Here is a 17,129-nt window from a genome sequence, read left to right on the forward strand (position 1 = left end):
GGGGCACGCGGGCCGGTACGCGCCGCGCCGGTACGGGCCGCGCTCCTCAGCCCTTGATCGCGCCCGCCGCCAGCCCGGACGCCAGCCGCCGCTGCACGATCACGAAGAAGATCAGCACCGGCAGCGTGACCAGCGTGGAGCTGGCCATCACCGGGCCCCACGCGGTGTCGTTCTCGCCGAAGAACTGGTAGATCCCGACGGCCGCCGTGTACTTGTCGCTGTCCTGCATGAAGACGTACGCGAAGATGAACTCGTTCCAGGCGGTGATGAACGCGAACACGCTGGTGGCCACCAGTCCCGGCGCCACGAGCGGCAGCAGCACCGACCAGAACATCCGCGGCCAGGTGCAGCCGTCGATGTACGCCGCCTCCTCGACCTCCTTCGGCACCGTGGCGACGAACCCGCGCAGCGTCCAGATCGCGAACGGCAGCGACAGCGCGATGTAGACGATCGTCAGCCCGAGCAGGCTGTTGAGCATCTCGTAGTCGCGCATCTGCAGGAAGAGCGGGATGACCAGCGCCTCCAGCGGCACCATCTGCACGATCAGGATCATGATCAGCACGGAGGTGCGGAACGTGAACCGGAAGCGGGCCACGGCCACCGCCGCGAACAGCGCCAGCGCGCCGGCGGCCAGGATGGTGCCGAGGCCGACGATCGCCGAGTTCAGCAGGTAGCGGTCGAAGTTCCCCTCGTTCCACACCCGGCTGAAGTGCTCGAACGACACCCCGCTGGGCAGCAGGTCCGAGCCCCGGGAGGAGGCCCGCGGGTCGAGCGCGGTGCTCATCATCCAGTAGACGGGGAAGAGGGTGAAGATCAGCAGTCCCGCGACGGCGGCCGGGAGGCCGACGCGCGAGGCGGTCGAGGTGCGCTTCACAGGTCCTCCTCCCCCTGGCGGAAGAGCGTGCGGATGTAAACGAGGGTGATGGCGATGAGCAGCAGCGTGAGCAGCACGGCCGCGGCGGCGCCGGATCCGTAGTCGTCCTTGGCGAACGCCTCGATGTAGGAGTACACGCCGAGGTTCATGACGTCCTCGTTGCTTCCGCTGCCGCCGGGCATGAGGAAGATCTGGGTGAAGACCTTGAAGTCCCAGATGGTGGAGAGGATGGTCACGACCAGGAAGATCGGCCGCAGCGCCGGCACGGTGATGCGCCAGAACCGCTGCCAGGCGCTCGCCCCGTCGATCATCCCCGCCTCGTACAGCTCCTTCGGCACCGTCATCAGGCCCGCGAGCACGGTGATGGCGACGAAGGGGAAGCCGTGGTGGATGACGTTCAGGGTGGCGATGGCGTAGAAGGCGAGCCGGTCGGTGAACCAGTTGGTGGTCTCCGGGTCGATCAGGCCGAGTCCGCCGGCGATCCGGCTCATCAGCCCGTCCTCCGGCGCGAACAGCCACACCCAGACGTACGTGCCGGTGACCGCGGGCATCGCCCAGGCGGCCATGATCGCGGTGGAGCAGATCACCCGCCAGGTGGTGCCCAGGCGGTTGAGCAGCAGCGCGACGGCGGTGCCGAAGGCCACGGTGAGGACCACGCAGGCGAACGCGAAGAACACCGTGTTCGGCAGGACCGTGCGCCACAGCAGCTCGTTCGAGAGCAGGTTCGCGTAGTTGTCGAAGCCGACCCAGGTGCCGACGCCGCCGCCGAACTTGACCTCGTACTCCTGCAGCGACAGCTTGCCGACCTCGATCAGCGGCCACAGCAGCAGCCCGGCGAGCACCGCGAGGGCGGGTGCCAGCAGCAGCCAGGGCCGGGTCAGCGTCACCAGCCGCTTGCGGCGGCGCGCGGCGTCGGCGGATGTGCGGCCGGGCCGCGACGGCTCCTTCGGGGGAGCAATCGCGGCCTCGGCGGTGAGCGATTCCTTCACGGTGTGCTTCCGTGTCCCTGTCCGATGCGGTGGTCTACTCGGACTTGGCGAAGATGTCGTCCATCTCGCCGGCCGCCTTGTCCGCGGCCTCCTGGACGCTCGCGTCGCCCTTGAGCACGGACTGCACCAGCTTCAGCACCACCTGGCTGGCCTGGATCTCGCCGTACGCGGTCGTCTTCGGGACGGTCGCGCCGGCCTCCATCATCTGCTTGGCGAACGGCTCGACCAGCGGGTCGCCCTCCGCGGCGATCTTCTCCAGCTCGGTGTTGGTGCCCGGGAAGTAGTTCGTCTGCTCGGCCCACTCGGCGGCGAACTTGCCGGTGGTGGCCATCTTGACGTACTCCCAGGCCAGCTCCTTCTTGTCGCTGTCGAAGGTCGACAGGTAGGAGCCGCCGAGGAACGACGGGCTCATGCCGCCGTCCTGGCCGGGGATCGGCGCGGCAGCGATCTTGCCCTCCAGCTCGGGGGCCTCGTCGAGGAAGGTCTTGGGGGTCCAGTTGCCGGAGATCGTCATGGCGACGTTCCCCTTGGTGAACTCCTGGGCCACCTCGTCCTCGCGCCAGGTGGTGACCTTCGCCGGGGACAGGCCGTCCTTCGTCGCCAGGTCGGTGTAGAACTGCAGGCCCTCGACGGACTCCGGCGAGTTGATGGCGGACTTCCAGGTGTCGCCCTCCTGCACGGCCGCGTCGCCGCCGGCGCCCCAGACGAAGGGCATCGCGAACATCTCCGCCCCGCCGGCGACGGGGAACGGGATCATGTCCGGCTCCTCCTTCTTCAGCGTCAGCGCGACGTCCCGAAGCTCCTCCCAGTTCGTCGGGGGCTTCAGACCGTGCTTGTCGAAGACGTCCTTGCGGTAGACGAGGCCGCGGACGCCCGCGTACCAGGGCATGCCGTACTGCTTGCCGTCCAGCGTGCCCGCGTCCTTCAGGCCCTCGACCAGGTCCTGGTCGAGCCCGGCCGCCTTCACCTCGTCGGTGACGTCGACCAGGCCGCCGGTCTCGGCGAACTGCGGCACCCAGGTGGTGCCGACCTCGGCGACGTCGGGCACCTGGTCCGGGCCGCCCTCGATCGCGGTGGTGAACTTGCGCTGGGCGCTCTCCCACTGCTGGTATTCGACGTTGACCTTGGCACCGGTCTTCTTCTCGAATTCCTTGTTCAGCTTGGCGAAGAACGGGTCGGCGTCGGGGTTGGTCCCCTTCATGATCCAGACGTCGAGGGTCTTGCCCTTGCCGTCCAGAGCGTCACCGCCGCCGCCCTCGTCGTCGGAGTCGCTGCCACAGGCGGCGAGCCCCAGCACCATTGCGGCGCTCACTGCGCCGATGACGAACTTCCGCATGAACCGCTCCCGCTCCTCAGTGAGCCGAACCTGAACTTGTCTAGACCAGCAGGACGCTATGGAGTGGTTTAACCAGGGTCAAGGGTGGTTTCGAGGTGATGCCGAACCGTTGTCTGAGCCGTCGCCGAAACGTCCACCCGACAATTGTCCGACCATTGGCGTTGCGCGCTGTGCAGTCGAAAGCGTTGCATATGGTGCAGCCGAAACTATCATCGCCTCTTTTGCGCCGCACGCCCCCGGCGTACGACCGGGGGCGTGCGTGAAGCGCTTGCTATCTCAACGGGATCAGCCGACCTGGACCTCGGAGGGGGTCAGAGCGCAGGCGTCGCCGTTGAGGTTGGCGCGTGCCGGCGGCGAAACGTCACCCGTATGGCTGACCAGATAGCCCAGGGAAATACTCTCCCCCGGTTCGATAACCGCGTTGTGGGTGCCGTTGGACGCCCTGACCATGTTGCTGAGCTGCACGAGGTCGGTGTTCCAGTCCGAGATCACGGTCTGGCCCAGAACGAGCGGGAACGTCAGCGTCCAGCCGTCGACCGGCGCGCTGCCCGTGTTGGTGAGCGTCAGATCCGCGGTCAGGCCGCCGCCCCAGGTCGTCGAGGTGAGGTCGATCCGGCAGGTCGGCTGCTGCTGTTCGAAGGCGACCTTGTGCAGCCCGCCCGGCAGGTCGTTGACGAGGTAGAACTCGCCGTCGACCGTCTCGCCGACGTCCGTGATCTGGGTGGGGAACCGGCCGATCTCCGCCTGCTCGTAGCCGCCCTCGCCGTCCTCGCGCAGCGCCCAGACCGCGGAGGAGCAGTAGTCGGTGCCGATGTACGTGCCGCCGACCAGGTCGGCGAACTGCTCGCCGCGGTAGACCCGGCCGCCGACGACGGCGCAGCCGCCGGTGTACGGGGAGTAGGTGAAGACGGGGTCGGTGTACTCGGCGCCGTCGGCGCACTGCGCCTCGTCGAAGACCACGAGGCCCTCGCGGCAGGACCAGCCGAAGTTCGCACCGGCCTGCTCCGGACGGGCGACGTGGTTGATCTCCTCCCAGGCCCCCTGGCCGACGTCACCGAGCCACAGCGAGCCGTCCGCGGGGTCGAAGGAGAAGCGCCACGGGTTGCGCAGCCCGTACGCCCAGATCTCCGGGCGGGCGTCCGGGACGCCCACGAACGGGTTGTCCTCCGGCACGCAGTACGGCTGGTCGCCGCAGGTCCGGCTGACGTCGATGCGCACCATCTTGCCGAGCAGGGTGTCGAGCCGCTGGCCGCTGTCGTACGGGTCGCCGGCGCCGCCGCCGTCCCCGATGGTCCAGTACAGATAGCCGTCCGGGCCGAAGGCGAGCGTGCCGCCGTTGTGGTTCCACTGCTCGGCGTGCTCCTGGGAGAGCAGCACCTCCAGGCCGCCGTCGTCGAGCCCGTAGCGGGCCAGGGTGACCGCGCCGTCGGGCAGCGCGGTGTAGAGGACGTACAGGTCCCGCACCTCGGGGAACGCCGGGTCGGGGAGGATGGAGAGCAGCCCGCGCTCGTTGCCGGACTCGTCGACGACGTCGGTGAGGTCGGCGACGAAGTCCTCGGCCAGGCCGGTGTCCGGGTGGTACGCGCGCACGGTGCCGCGCTTCTCGGCGATGAAGAGCCGGCCGCTGCCGTCGTCGGGCGCGGCGATGTCGATGGGCCGGCGCAGGCCGAAGGCCACCTGGGTGGTGGTCACCGCCAGTTCCTCCAGCGGGACTGCGGCGGCCGCGCCGTCCGAACCGGTGACGGTCGGTTCGGGGGCGGCGGACGCCGTCAGGGGGGCGAACAGGACGAGACTCAGGGTCAGGAACAGCGGTGCGGTCCAGCGCCGTCTGAGCAAGTGGAGCATGTGGACTCCTGGGATACGTACGGGAGTTGCATGACCGCGCACCTCCCGGGAAGGTAGCCGCTCGGCACCCCGCCGCACCAGACCGCAACCGTCCCACCCGCCTCACCCGCCCCCGGCGGGCACGCCGCGGCGCCCGCCTCAACGGTCGGGGAGAGGCGGGCGCCGCGGGTCTTGCAGTTCCGTACGTCGTTGTACGGGACATCTGGCCGGGCCGGCGTCAGACGGCCAGTGCCCGGTCCGTCGGCCGGATGGGCGCCGGCAGTTCGCTCGCGCCGGTCAGCATACGGTCCACGCCGCGCGCCGCCGAACGGCCCTCGGCGATGGCCCAGACGATCAGCGACTGGCCGCGCCCGGCGTCGCCGGCGACGAAGACGCCGGGGACGCTGGTGGCGTAGTCGGCGTCGCGGGCGACGTTGCCGCGCGCGTCCAGCTCCAGGCCCAGCTGCTCGACCAGCCCGTTGTCGCGGTCCACCCCGGTGAAGCCCATGGCCAGGGTGACCAGCTCGGCCGGGATCTTCCTCTCGGTGCCCGGCACCGGCTCGAACCTCCCGTCCCTGAACTCCACCTCGACCAGGTGCAGGAAGGCCACGTTGCCCACAGCCTGTCCCTCTTCAGGGGCGGTGCCCTCGAAGTGCGTGGTGGAGACCGAGTAGACGCGCTCCCCGCCCTCCTCGTGGGCTGAGGTGACCTTGTACGTCATCGGGTACGTCGGCCACGGCTGGCCCTCGGGGCGCTCCTCCGACGGGCGCGGCATGATCTCCAGCTGGGTGACGGAGGCCGCGCCCTGCCGGTGCGCGGTGCCGACGCAGTCGGCGCCGGTGTCGCCGCCGCCGATGACCACGACGTGCTTGCCCTCCGCCGTGATCGGCGGGGCGACGTAGTCGCCCTCCTGCACCTTGTTGGCCAGCGGCAGGTAGTCCATCGCCTGGTGGATGCCGCCCAGCTCGCGGCCCGGCACCGGCAGGTCGCGGGCGGTGGTCGCGCCGGCGGCGATGACCACGGCGTCGTACCGCTTGCGCAGCTTGGCGGCGTCGATGTCCCGGCCGATCTCCACGCCGGTACGGAACTTGGTGCCCTCCGCGCGCATCTGCTCGACGCGCCGGTTGATGTGCCGCTTCTCCATCTTGAACTCGGGGATGCCGTACCGCAGCAGCCCGCCGATCCGGTCGGCGCGCTCGTAGACCGCGACCGTGTGCCCGGCGCGGGTGAGCTGCTGCGCGGCGGCCAGCCCCGCCGGGCCGGAGCCGACGACGGCGACCGTCTTGCCCGACAGCCGCTCCGGCGGCTGCGGCGTGACGGCGCCGGCCTCCCACGCCTTGTCGATGATGGTGACCTCGACGTTCTTGATGGTCACCGCGGGCTGGTTGATGCCCAGCACGCAGGCCGTCTCGCACGGGGCCGGGCACAGCCGCCCGGTGAACTCCGGGAAGTTGTTGGTCGCGTGCAGCCGCTCGCTGGCGGCGGTCCAGTCCCCGCGGTAGGCGTAGTCGTTCCACTCGGGGATGAGGTTGCCGAGCGGGCAGCCGCTGTGGCAGAAGGGGATGCCGCAGTCCATGCAGCGGCCGGCCTGCTTGCTGATGACGGGCAGCAGCGAGCCCGGGACGTAGACCTCGTTCCAGTCCTTGACCCGCTCGTCGACGGGCCGGGTCTCGGCGACCTCGCGGCCGGTGGTCAGGAAGCCCTTGGGGTCAGCCATGGAGCGCAGCCTCCATCATCTTCTCGTGCGTCTGGGCCTCGGTGAGGCCGGCCCGCTCAGCGGCGTCCTTGGCGGTGAGCACTGCCTTGTACGTGGACGGGTAGACCTTGCTGAACCGCGCGACAGACACCTCCCAGTCGTCGAGCAGCCTCGCGGCCACCGTGGAGCCGGTCTCCTCGTGGTGGCGGCGCACCACGTCGTGCAGCCACTGCCTGTCGGTGTCCGCCAGCTTCTCGACGGCGGCGAGGTTGCCCTCGTTGACGTTGTCGGGGTCGAGGTCGAGGATGTACGCGACGCCGCCGGACATGCCGGCCGCGAAGTTGCGGCCGGTCTCGCCCAGGACGACGGCGTGGCCGCCGGTCATGTACTCGCAGCCGTGGTCGCCGACGCCCTCGGCGACGACGAGCGCGCCGGAGTTGCGGACGCAGAACCGCTCGCCGACCTTGCCGCGCAGGAAGATCTCGCCGCCGGTGGCGCCGTACGCGAGGGTGTTGCCCGCGATGACGCTGTACTCGGCGAGGTGGTCCGCGCCGCGGTCGGGGCGGACGACGAGCCGGCCGCCGGACAGGCCCTTGCCGACGTAGTCGTTGGCGTCGCCCTCCAGCCGCAGCGTGACGCCGCGCGGCACGAAGGCGCCGAACGACTGGCCGGCGGAGCCGGTGAAGGTGATGTCGATCGCGTCCTCGGGGAGGCCGGCGCCGCCGAACTTCTTCGTCACCTCGTGGCCGAGCATGGTGCCGACGGTCCGGTTGATGTTGCGGATGGCGACCCGGGCCCGTACGGGCTGGGCCTGGGCGGCGGACGGCGCGGCCAGCGCGTCCGCGGCGAGCTTGATCAGCTCGTTGTCGAGCGCCTTCTCCAGGCCGTGGTCCTGGCCGGTGACCTGGTAGCGCGCGGCGCCGTCCGGCAGCTCCGGGACGTACAGCAGCGACGCCAGGTCGAGGCCCTGGGCCTTCCAGTGGTCGACGGCGCGGGTGACGTCGAGCATCTCGGCGTGTCCGACGGCCTCGTCCAGGCTGCGGAAGCCCAGCTCGGCCAGCAGCTCGCGGACCTCCTCGGCGATGAACTCGAAGAAGTTGACGACGAACTCGGCCTGGCCCGTGTACCGCTCGCGCAGCACCGGGTTCTGGGTGGCGATGCCGACCGGGCAGGTGTCCAGGTGGCACACGCGCATCATCACGCAGCCGGAGACCACCAGCGGCGCGGTCGCGAAGCCGAACTCCTCGGCGCCGAGGAGCGCGGCGACCACCACGTCGCGGCCGGTCTTCAGCTGGCCGTCGGTCTGCACCACGATGCGGTCGCGCAGGCCGTTGAGCAGCAGGGTCTGCTGGGTCTCGGCGAGGCCCAGCTCCCAGGGGCCGCCGGCGTGCTTCAGCGACGTCAGCGGGGAGGCGCCGGTGCCGCCGTCGTGGCCGGAGATCAGCACCACGTCGGCGTGCGCCTTGGACACCCCGGCCGCGACCGTGCCGACGCCGACCTCGCTGACCAGCTTCACGTGGATGCGGGCCTGCGGGTTGGCGTTCTTCAGGTCGTGGATGAGCTGCGCCAGGTCCTCGATGGAGTAGATGTCGTGGTGCGGCGGCGGCGAGATGAGGCCGACGCCGGGCGTGGAGTGCCGGGTCCTGGCCACCCACGGGTACACCTTGTGGCCGGGCAGCTGGCCGCCCTCGCCGGGCTTGGCGCCCTGCGCCATCTTGATCTGGATGTCGTCGGCGTTGACCAGGTACTCGCTGGTCACGCCGAAGCGCCCGGAGGCGACCTGCTTGATCGCCGAGCGGCGCCGCGGGTCGTACAGCCGGTCGGCGTCCTCGCCGCCCTCGCCGGTGTTGGACTTGCCGCCGAGCTGGTTCATCGCGACGGCCAGCGTCTCGTGCGCCTCGCGCGAGATGGAGCCGTACGACATGGCGCCGGTGGAGAACCGCCGGACGATCGCGGAGACGGGCTCGACCTCGTCCAGCGGCACCGCGGGCCGGTCGGACTTCAGCCGGAACAGGCCGCGCAGCGTCATCAGATGCTCGGACTGCTCGTCCACGCGCTGCGTGTACTGCTTGAAGATGTCGTAGCGGCGGGTGCGGGTCGAGTGCTGGAGCCGGAAGACGGTGTCGGGGTCGAACAGGTGCGGCTCGCCCTCGCGGCGCCACTGGTACTCGCCGCCGATCTCCAGGTTGCGGTGCGCCGGGGCGATGCCGGAGGCGGGGTACGCCTTGGCGTGCCGGGCGGCGACCTCGGCCGCGACGACGTCGATGCCGGCGCCGCCGATCTTCGAGGTGGTGCCGTGGAAGTAGGTGTCCACGAACTCCTGGTCCAGGCCGACGGCCTCGAAGACCTGCGCGCCGCGGTACGAGGCGACGGTGGAGATGCCCATCTTCGACATCACCTTCAGCACGCCCTTGCCCAGCGCCTTGATCAGGTTGCGGATGGCGGTCTGCGAGTCGCCGTCCGGGTCGGCTTCGAGGTACGTGCCGGCGCGGACGAGGTCCTCCACGGACTCCATCGCCAGGTACGGGTTCACGGCGGCGGCCCCGTAGCCGATGAGCAGCGCGACGTGGTGCACCTCGCGCACGTCGCCGGCCTCGACCAGCAGGCCGACCTGGGTGCGCTGCTTGGTGCGGATCAGGTGGTGGTGGACGGCGGAGGTGAGCAGCAGCGACGGGATCGGGGCGTGCTCGGCGTCGGAGTGCCGGTCGGAGAGGACCAGCAGCCGGGCGCCGGACTCGATCGCCGCGTCGACCTCGGCGCAGACCTCCGCCAGCCGCTCGGCCAGCGCCGGCCCCCCGCCGTGCACGCGGTACAGGCCGGAGAGCGTGACGGACTTGAACCCGGGCATGTCGCCGTCGGCGTTGATGTGGATGAGCTTGGCCAGCTCGTCGTTGTCGAGGACCGGGAAGGGCAGCGTGACGGTGCGGCAGGACGCCGGCGTCGGCTTGAGCAGGTTGGCCTGCGGGCCGAGCGCGGAGTGCAGCGAGGTGACCAGCTCCTCGCGGATCGCGTCCAGCGGCGGGTTGGTGACCTGCGCGAAGAGCTGCGTGAAGTAGTCGAAGATCAGCCGCGGCCGGTCGGAGAGGCCCGCGAGCGGGGTGTCGGAGCCCATGGAGCCGATCGGCTCCGCGCCGGTGCGCGCCATGGGCGTGAGCAGGACGCGCAGCTCCTCCTCGGTGTAGCCGAAGGTCTGCTGGCGGCGGGTGACCGAGGCGTGGGTGTGGACGATGTGCTCGCGCTCGGGCAGGTCCGGCAGCGCGACGATGCCGGCGTCCAGCCACTCCCCGTACGGGTGCTCGGCGGCCAGTTCCGCCTTGATCTCGTCGTCCTCGACGATGCGGTGCTGCGCGGTGTCGACGAGGAACATCCGGCCGGGCTGCAGCCGGCCCTTGCGGACGACGCGGTCCGGGTCGAAGTCGAGCACGCCGACCTCGGAGGCCAGCACGACCAGGCCGTCGTCGGTGACCCAGTAGCGGCCGGGGCGCAGGCCGTTGCGGTCGAGGACGGCGCCGACGAGGGTGCCGTCGGTGAAGCTGACGCCGGCCGGGCCGTCCCAGGGCTCCATGACGGTGGAGTGGTACTGGTAGAAAGCTCGGCGTGCCGGGTCCATGGACTCGCTGAGAGAGGGGCTCTCCCACGCCTCCGGGATCATCATCAGCATCGCGTGCGGCAGGGACCGCCCGCCCAGGTGCAGCAGCTCCAGCACCTCGTCGAACGAGGCGGTGTCGGAGGCGTCGGGGGTGCAGACGGGGAAGACCCGCTCCAGGTCGTGCTCGCCGAACAGCTCCGAGTACAGCTGGGACTCGCGGGCGCGCATCCAGTTGCGGTTGCCCATGACCGTGTTGATCTCGCCGTTGTGCGCGACGTAGCGGTACGGGTGCGCCAGCGGCCAGCTCGGGAAGGTGTTGGTGGAGAACCGGGAGTGCACGACGGCGATGGCGGTGGTCAGCCGGCGGTCCGACAGGTCGGGGAAGAACGGCTCCAGCTGCCCGGTGGTCAGCATGCCCTTGTAGACGAGGGTGCGCGAGGACAGCGAAGGGAAGTACACGTCGGTCTCGCGCTCGGCGCGCTTGCGCAGCACGAACGCGGACCGGTCCAGCCCGATGCCGCTCCGGCGGGCCGCCGGGTCGGCGGCGGCGCTCTCGACGAACAGCTGGGCGAACGCCGGCATGGTCGCGCGGGCGCCGCTGCCGAGCAGCTCGGGCGCGACGGGCACCTCGCGCCAGCCGAGCACGGCGAGGCCCTCCTCGGCGGCGATGGCCTCGACGCGCTCCCGTACGGCGGCGGCCTCGTCCCCGGCGGCGGGCAGGAAGGCCGTGCCGACGGCGTACGAGCCGGCGGCCGGCAGCGCGAAGCCCGCGACCTCGCGCAGGAAGGCGTCCGGGACCTGCATCAGGATGCCGGCGCCGTCGCCGGTCTCCGGGTCCGAGCCGGTGGCACCGCGGTGCTCCAGGTTGCGCAGCACCGTCAGCGCCTGCTGGACGAGTGCGTGGCTGCCCTCCCCGCTCAGCGTGGCGACGAAGCCCACCCCGCAGGCGTCGTGCTCGTACCGGGGGTCGTACAGCCCCTGCGCTGCAGGGCGGGCCGCCTGGGATGCGTGCCGCATCGGCTCTCCCGTCGTCGTCGTGGCAGTGAAGCGTGCCGAGGGACGACGTTGGCCCTGGCCGAAATTTCGTGCAGGTTACATGATGACCTGCAGCTCAGGAAGCGGATACTCCATATCAGTATCCGGACACCCCGGGTCGGGGAGGTGTGCCCCGCAGCGCGGGGGACCTGCACGGTTTGTGCAGCAGAGAGCACGGGCGGCACTGCCCGCGGTTCTCGACACATGCCCACGGAGTTCCGGGTCGAAACCCGGCGTTAATAGATCAGAAGTGCGGGCCGGTCGCTTTCGAGGATACGGGATTCAGCCGCCCGCGCAGCCCGGGAGTCAGCCGACCGCGGCCCCGAAGAGCGCGCCCAGGCCGTACGTGACCGCCGCCGCGGCGCCGCCCAGGAGCAGCTGCCGCAGCCCGCTGAACCACCAGGTGCGGGCCGTGACCCGGGCCACCGCCGCCCCGCAGGCGAAGAGCCCGGCCAGGGCGAGCAGCACCGCGGGCCACAGCTGCGTGGCGCCCAGCAGATACGGCAGCACCGGCAGCATGGCGCCGACGGCGAACGAGCCGAACGACGACAGCGCCGCCACCGCCGGCGACGGCAGGTCGCCCGGGTCGACGCCCAGCTCCTCGCGGGCGTGGATCTCCAGCGCCTGCTCCGGGTCCCGCATCAGCTGCTTCGACACCTCGGCGGCCAGCTCCGGGTCCACCCCGCGGGACGCGTACAGCTCGCTCAGCTCGCGCAGTTCGTCCTGCGGGTGCCGGCGCAGCTCGCGCCGCTCCACGTCCAGCTCGGCGAGCACCAGCTCCCGCTGGGAGGCGACCGAGGTGTACTCCCCCGCGGCCATCGAGAACGCGCCGGCCGCGAGCCCCGCGAGACCGGTCAGCGCGATGGCCGAGGCGGACACCGAGCCGCCGGCCACGCCGGTGATCAGCGCGAGGTTCGACACCAGGCCGTCCATCGCGCCGAAGACGGCGGGCCGCAGCCAGCCGCCGTTGACGTCGCGGTGGGTGTGGCCGTGCCGTTCGGCGGGCCGGCCCGCCTGCAGACCAGCGGGCATGGATCGCGCTCCCCTCGCCGGCGGCCCCGCACCGGCTCCCCCGGCCACGGCCCGCCCGTCGATCTTCAGTTCGACGATACGCGGGGTCCCGGACGCCCGCCAGCAAGGCAGGCCGTACTCACCGCGGGGCCGGGCGCACGGGCGGGGCCGTCGCCGCGGATGCGGTGACGGCCCCGCCGTTGCGCGGGATGCGCCGGGCGGTCGGTGCGCCGGGTCCTAGGTGTGCCGGCCGCCGCGGTCAGAGGCGGGAGCGTCACCGGTGGCCTTGGCCTCGGCCGCGCCGGCGGGCTCGGGTGCACCGGCACCGTCGGTCTCGCCGGACTCCCCGGTCTCGTCGGACTCCCGGGCCTCGCCGTCCGCGGCGGTGCCCGTACCGTCCGCGCCGTCCTCGCCCGCCGCCTTGGCCGGGGCGTCGTCGCCGTCCGCGGGCCCGTCGTCGGCCGCGCCCGGCTCCACGACCTCCTCGCGGCCCGGCCGCTTCTTCGCCGACACCACGATGTAGGCCACCGCGGCGGCGAAGACGAGGATCGACGTCCAGACGTTGAGCCGCAGCCCGAGGACCTCGTGGGCCTCGTCCACGCGCATGTACTCGATCCAGCCGCGGCCCGCGGTGTACCCCGCGACGTAGAGCGCGAAGGCGCGGCCGTGGCCGAGGCGGAAGCGCCGGTCCGCCCAGATCACCAGCAGCGCGACGCCGATGCACCACAGCGACTCGTACAGGAACGTCGGGTGGAAGGTGTCGGCGGCGCCGGTGACGGAGTGCTCGGCGTCGATCTCGACGGCCCAGGGGACGTCGGTCTGCTCGCCGTACAGCTCCTGGTTGAACCAGTTGCCCCAGCGGCCCAGGGCCTGGGCGAGCGCGATGCCGGGGGCGACGGCGTCGGCGTAGGGCGGCATCGGGATGCCGCGGCGCCGGCAGCCGATCCACACGCCCAGCGCGCCCATGGCGACGGCGCCCCAGATGCCGAGGCCGCCCTCCCAGATCTCGAAGGCCTTGACCCAGTCGCCGCCCTCGCCGAAGTACGGCTCGGGGGTCGTGACGACGTGGTAGAGCCGGCCGCCGACGAGGCCGAAGGGCACGGCCCAGATGGCGATGTCCGCGACGGTCCCCACCCGGCCGCCGCGCGCGATCCAGCGGCGGCCGCCGAGCCAGATGGCGACGAAGATGCCGAGCAGGATGCAGAGGGCGTAACCGCGCAGCGGGAACGGTCCGAGGTCCCATACGCCGTCGGAAGGGCTGGGGATAGATGCGATCTCCATAGCAGCACCGACGGTACCGTGCCGCGGCGCGGCGCGGGCACCCCACGGCACAACGGCTGCGTAACTCTGCGCGAGTGCGGCGCTGCGCCCCGCGTGCTCAGCTCGTGCCGGCGTCCTCGACGAGCCGCCTGAAGCTCTCCGGGGTGAGGCCCGAGCCCTGGCCGTAGATGCTCTCGCCGTCCAGCAGAACGGTGGGCGTGGAGTTGTGGCCGGACTCGGCGAAGGCGTCGTCGGAGGCGTTGACCCAGCCGTCGTACCTGCCTTCGTCGACGCAGGCGTCGAAGGTCTTGCCGCGCAGCCCGTCGATCTTCCCCGCCAGCTCCTTCAGCCGCCCCTTGTCGGCGAACGCGTCGTCGGTCTCCGGCGGTTGGCTGCGGAAGAGCAGGTCGTGGTACGGGACGAACTCGCCGGCGTCCTGGGCGCACGCGGCGGCGTTCGCGGCGTTCCGCGAGCCGGAGCCGCCGAAGTTGCCGTCGATCAGCCGGACCAGCCGGTACTCGGCGCGCAGCTTCCCGGCGTCCACCAGCTCGTTGATCGTCTTGCCGAAGCCGGCCTCGAACTGCGCGCAGGCGGGGCAGCGGAAGTCCTCGTACACGGTGAGGACGGCGGGGGCGTCCGCCTGCCCGACGGGCAGCGTAAGGCGGTCCTCGCCCACGGCGCCCCTGGGGTACGACACGGGCTCGTCGTCGTCCCCGTCGTCGTCGAGGCCGCCAACCATCATGCCGATCAGCGCGACCACGGCGAGCACCCCCACCACCGCGGCCAGCGCGATGAGCATGCGCCGCTGCCTGTCCCTGGACCTCTGCCGCTCGCGCTCGGCCTGCAGCCGATCCCGGGCGGCGCGCTTCCCCTCGGGGTTGTTCTCGCTCACGCCCGGCTATAACGAGGGACCCGCCGCCCGGTGACGGATCAGAACACGCGCCCGTACTGCAGGTATGCGGCGGCGGCGGAGAGCACCAGCACGACCGAGACGACGACGAAGCCCACGGCGAAGGCGCGGGGCACCGGCGCCTGCGGCATCCGGGGCCGGGGGCGGCGCATGCGGCGCGGCGGGCGCGGGGCGGTGCGGCGCCGGGCGTCCTCGGCGGCGAGGCGCTCCGTGACCTCGTACCAGCGCGCGGAGTGCTCCTTGGGCGCGGTCTCGTCTATCCGGCCCAGGGAGTCCTGCTGGAACCGCTCCCATATGTCGTCGGGCAGACGCGGCTCGTCATCGGCGCCGGGCTGTTTGCCGGCCATCGGGCCCTCCCCTGTGCGGCACGGACTACTCCCCTCCAGGATCGCACGTCCGTACGCACGGCGGAGGGCCCTGTGGACAACCGCCGCCGGCGTCAGCCCCGGCGGCGTACCCCCTCGGCCAGCTCGCCGGCCAGCGCCCGCACGCCCGCGACGCCGGCCTCCCGGTCGTCCCCGGCGTCCAGCAGCCGCTTGACGAAGGCCGAGCCGACGATCACCCCGTCGGCGAACCCGGCGACCTCCGCCGCCTGCGCCGCCGTCGAGACGCCGAGGCCGACGCAGACGGGCAGCCCGGCCCGCACCGCCTCGGTGGCGCGGGTGCGGCGGACCAGGTCCTTCGCCTCGCGGCCCACGGACTCGCGGGTGCCGGTGACGCCCATCAGCGACGCGGCGTAGACGAAGCCGCTGCCGGCCGCCGTGATGGCCGCGAGCCGCTGCTCGCGGCTGCTGGGCGCGACCACGAAGACCGTGGCCAGGCCGTGCTTGTCGGCCGCCCGCCGCCACGGACCCGCCTCCTCGACCGGCAGGTCGGGCAGGATGCAGCCCGCGCCGCCCGCCGCGGCCAGGTCCTCGGCGAAGCGCTCGGGGCCGTAGCGGTCGACCGGGTTCCAGTACGTCATGCAGAGCACCGGGGCGGCCGCCCGGGACTGCACCTCGCCGACCGTGCGGATGACGTCCTTGATGCGCAGCCCGCCGCGCAGCGCGATGTCGTCGGCGGTCTGGATCACCGGCCCGTCCAGCACGGGGTCGCTGTGCGGCAGGCCCACCTCGACGGCGTCGCAGCCGCCTTCGAGCATGGCGGTCATGGCCCGCACACCGGTGTCCACGTCGGGGAAGCCGGCGGGCAGGTAGCCGATGAGGGCCGCCCGGTTCTCCGCCCGGGCCGCGGCGAACGCGGCGTCGAGCCGCGCGATGTCACCCGTCACCGGTCCGCCTCCTCGGCGTCGTAGAGCCCGAAGTAGCGGGCGGCGGTGTCCATGTCCTTGTCGCCGCGGCCGGAGAGGTTGACCACGATCAGCCCGTCGGGCCCCAGCTCGCGCCCGACCGCCAGCGCGCCGGCCAGCGCGTGGGCGCTCTCGATGGCCGGGATGATGCCCTCGCTGCGCGACAGCAGCCGCAGCGCCTGCATGGCCTCGTCGTCGGTCACGGCCCGGTACTCGGCGCGGCCGGCGTCCTTGAGGTACGCGTGCTCGGGGCCGACGCCGGGGTAGTCGAGCCCGGCGGAGATCGAGTACGGCTCGGTGATCTGGCCGTCCTCGTCCTGCAGCACGTACGACCGGGAGCCGTGCAGGATCCCGGGGTCGCCGAGGCTGAGGGTCGCGGCGTGCTCGCCGCTGGTCAGGCCGTGCCCGGCGGGCTCGCAGCCGACGAGGCGCACGGCGGGGTGCGGCAGGAAGGCGTGGAACAGGCCGATGGCGTTGGAGCCGCCGCCGACGCAGGCGACGGCCGCGTCGGGCATCCGGCCCGTGCGGTCGAGCAACTGCTGGCGGGCCTCGATGCCGATGACGCGGTGGAAGTCGCGGACGAGGGCGGGGAAGGGGTGCGGGCCCGCGACCGTGCCGAACAGGTAGTGGGTGTGCTCGACGTTGGCCACCCAGTCGCGGAACGCCTCGTTGATGGCGTCCTTGAGCGTGCGGCTGCCGGACCGCACCGGGACGACCTCGGCGCCGAGCATGCGCATGCGGGCGACGTTGAGGGCCTGCCGCTCGGTGTCGACCTCGCCCATGTAGACGGTGCAGTCGAGGCCGAGGAGGGCGCAGGCGGTGGCGGTGGCCACGCCGTGCTGGCCCGCGCCGGTCTCGGCGATGACGCGGGTCTTGCCCATGCGGCGGGTGAGCAGGGCCTGGCCCAGCACGTTGTTGATCTTGTGGGAGCCGGTGTGGTTGAGGTCCTCGCGCTTGAGGAAGACGCGGGCGCCGCCGGCCTGTTCGGCGAAGCGCGGCACCTCGGTGAGCGGGCTCGGCCGGCCGGTGTAGTTGACCAGCAGGTCGTTCAGCTCGGCGACGAACGCGTCGTCGCCCTTGGCCTTCTCGTACGCGACGGCGACCTCGTCGACGGCGGCGCGCAGCGCCTCGGGGATGAACTTGCCGCCGTACGCGCCGAAGTAGCCTTCGGCGGTCGGCACCTGGCCCGCTGGGTCAGGGATGAAGAAGTCGTTGGGCATGGCTGATCCTCGGTCGGAACGGATGGTGGACGGCGTGGGGACACGCCGCCTGCCATCGCCTGCCGTTGATCTGGCCGGGCTCGGCCCCGATGTGGTA

General features: G+C 72.0%; 12 protein-coding genes. All 12 read right to left on the minus strand.

Annotation, left to right across the window (positions count from 1 at the left end; all coding sequences use genetic code 11):
* Nucleotides 1-46: 46 nt before the first annotated feature.
* Complete coding sequence (locus tag ABD317_RS11255; RefSeq protein ID WP_344289637.1) at nt 47-874, minus strand: carbohydrate ABC transporter permease; 828 nt, start codon at nt 872-874, stop codon at nt 47-49.
* Nucleotides 871-1,863 (minus strand): carbohydrate ABC transporter permease, encoded by a 993-nt coding sequence (locus ABD317_RS11260; protein ID WP_344289638.1) that lies wholly within the window; start codon nt 1,861-1,863, stop codon nt 871-873. The genes ABD317_RS11255 and ABD317_RS11260 overlap by 4 nt, the downstream gene beginning before the upstream one ends.
* Before the next feature lie 34 nt (nt 1,864-1,897).
* Nucleotides 1,898-3,199 carry a sugar ABC transporter substrate-binding protein gene (locus ABD317_RS11265; RefSeq protein WP_344289639.1) on the minus strand — a complete coding sequence of 434 codons (1,302 nt, stop codon included), beginning with the start codon at nt 3,197-3,199 and terminating at the stop codon, nt 1,898-1,900.
* Nucleotides 3,200-3,484: 285 nt separating this feature from the next.
* Nucleotides 3,485-5,044 carry a PQQ-dependent sugar dehydrogenase gene (locus tag ABD317_RS11270; RefSeq protein WP_344289640.1) on the minus strand — a complete coding sequence of 520 codons (1,560 nt, stop codon included), beginning with the start codon at nt 5,042-5,044 and terminating at the stop codon, nt 3,485-3,487.
* Nucleotides 5,045-5,261: 217 nt separating this feature from the next.
* Nucleotides 5,262-6,740 carry a glutamate synthase subunit beta gene (locus ABD317_RS11275; RefSeq protein ID WP_344289641.1) on the minus strand — a complete coding sequence of 493 codons (1,479 nt, stop codon included), beginning with the start codon at nt 6,738-6,740 and terminating at the stop codon, nt 5,262-5,264.
* Nucleotides 6,733-11,325 carry a glutamate synthase large subunit gene (gene gltB / locus ABD317_RS11280; RefSeq protein ID WP_344289642.1) on the minus strand — a complete coding sequence of 1,531 codons (4,593 nt, stop codon included), beginning with the start codon at nt 11,323-11,325 and terminating at the stop codon, nt 6,733-6,735. The genes ABD317_RS11275 and gltB overlap by 8 nt, the downstream gene beginning before the upstream one ends.
* Before the next feature lie 324 nt (nt 11,326-11,649).
* Nucleotides 11,650-12,375 (minus strand): VIT1/CCC1 transporter family protein, encoded by a 726-nt coding sequence (locus ABD317_RS11285; RefSeq protein WP_344289643.1) that lies wholly within the window; start codon nt 12,373-12,375, stop codon nt 11,650-11,652.
* Nucleotides 12,376-12,591: 216 nt separating this feature from the next.
* Nucleotides 12,592-13,635, minus strand: coding sequence for a prolipoprotein diacylglyceryl transferase (gene lgt, locus ABD317_RS11290; RefSeq protein WP_344289644.1), 1,044 nt, complete (start codon nt 13,633-13,635; stop codon nt 12,592-12,594).
* Nucleotides 13,636-13,732: 97 nt separating this feature from the next.
* Nucleotides 13,733-14,506 carry a DsbA family protein gene (locus ABD317_RS11295; RefSeq protein ID WP_344289645.1) on the minus strand — a complete coding sequence of 258 codons (774 nt, stop codon included), beginning with the start codon at nt 14,504-14,506 and terminating at the stop codon, nt 13,733-13,735.
* A gap of 38 nt (nt 14,507-14,544) precedes the next feature.
* Nucleotides 14,545-14,871 (minus strand): hypothetical protein, encoded by a 327-nt coding sequence (locus ABD317_RS11300; RefSeq protein WP_344289646.1) that lies wholly within the window; start codon nt 14,869-14,871, stop codon nt 14,545-14,547.
* 92 nt (nt 14,872-14,963) lie between these two features.
* Entirely contained in the window at nt 14,964-15,794 is an 831-nt protein-coding gene (gene trpA / locus ABD317_RS11305; protein WP_027753657.1) for a tryptophan synthase subunit alpha, read from the minus strand.
* Nucleotides 15,791-17,032: a tryptophan synthase subunit beta gene (trpB, locus tag ABD317_RS11310; protein WP_344289647.1), complete on the minus strand. Its 1,242-nt coding sequence runs from the start codon at nt 17,030-17,032 to the stop codon at nt 15,791-15,793. Before trpB ends, trpA begins: the two co-directional genes overlap by 4 nt.
* Nucleotides 17,033-17,129: the final 97 nt, after the last annotated feature.

This window comes from Streptomyces synnematoformans (assembly GCF_039531005.1).
Taxonomy (GTDB): Bacteria; Actinomycetota; Actinomycetes; order Streptomycetales; family Streptomycetaceae; genus Streptomyces; species Streptomyces synnematoformans.

Coding starts and splice junctions, on each gene's coding strand:
- ABD317_RS11265 (WP_344289639.1), bottom strand. CDS start 3,199: ATGCGGAAGTTCGTCATCGGCGCAGTGAGCGCCGCAATGGTGCTGGGG.
- ABD317_RS11270 (WP_344289640.1), bottom strand. CDS start 5,044: ATGCTCCACTTGCTCAGACGGCGCTGGACCGCACCGCTGTTCCTGACC.
- ABD317_RS11275 (WP_344289641.1), bottom strand. CDS start 6,740: ATGGCTGACCCCAAGGGCTTCCTGACCACCGGCCGCGAGGTCGCCGAG.
- gltB (WP_344289642.1), bottom strand. CDS start 11,325: ATGCGGCACGCATCCCAGGCGGCCCGCCCTGCAGCGCAGGGGCTGTAC.
- ABD317_RS11285 (WP_344289643.1), bottom strand. CDS start 12,375: ATGCCCGCTGGTCTGCAGGCGGGCCGGCCCGCCGAACGGCACGGCCAC.
- lgt (WP_344289644.1), bottom strand. CDS start 13,635: ATGGAGATCGCATCTATCCCCAGCCCTTCCGACGGCGTATGGGACCTC.
- ABD317_RS11300 (WP_344289646.1), bottom strand. CDS start 14,871: ATGGCCGGCAAACAGCCCGGCGCCGATGACGAGCCGCGTCTGCCCGAC.
- trpB (WP_344289647.1), bottom strand. CDS start 17,032: ATGCCCAACGACTTCTTCATCCCTGACCCAGCGGGCCAGGTGCCGACC.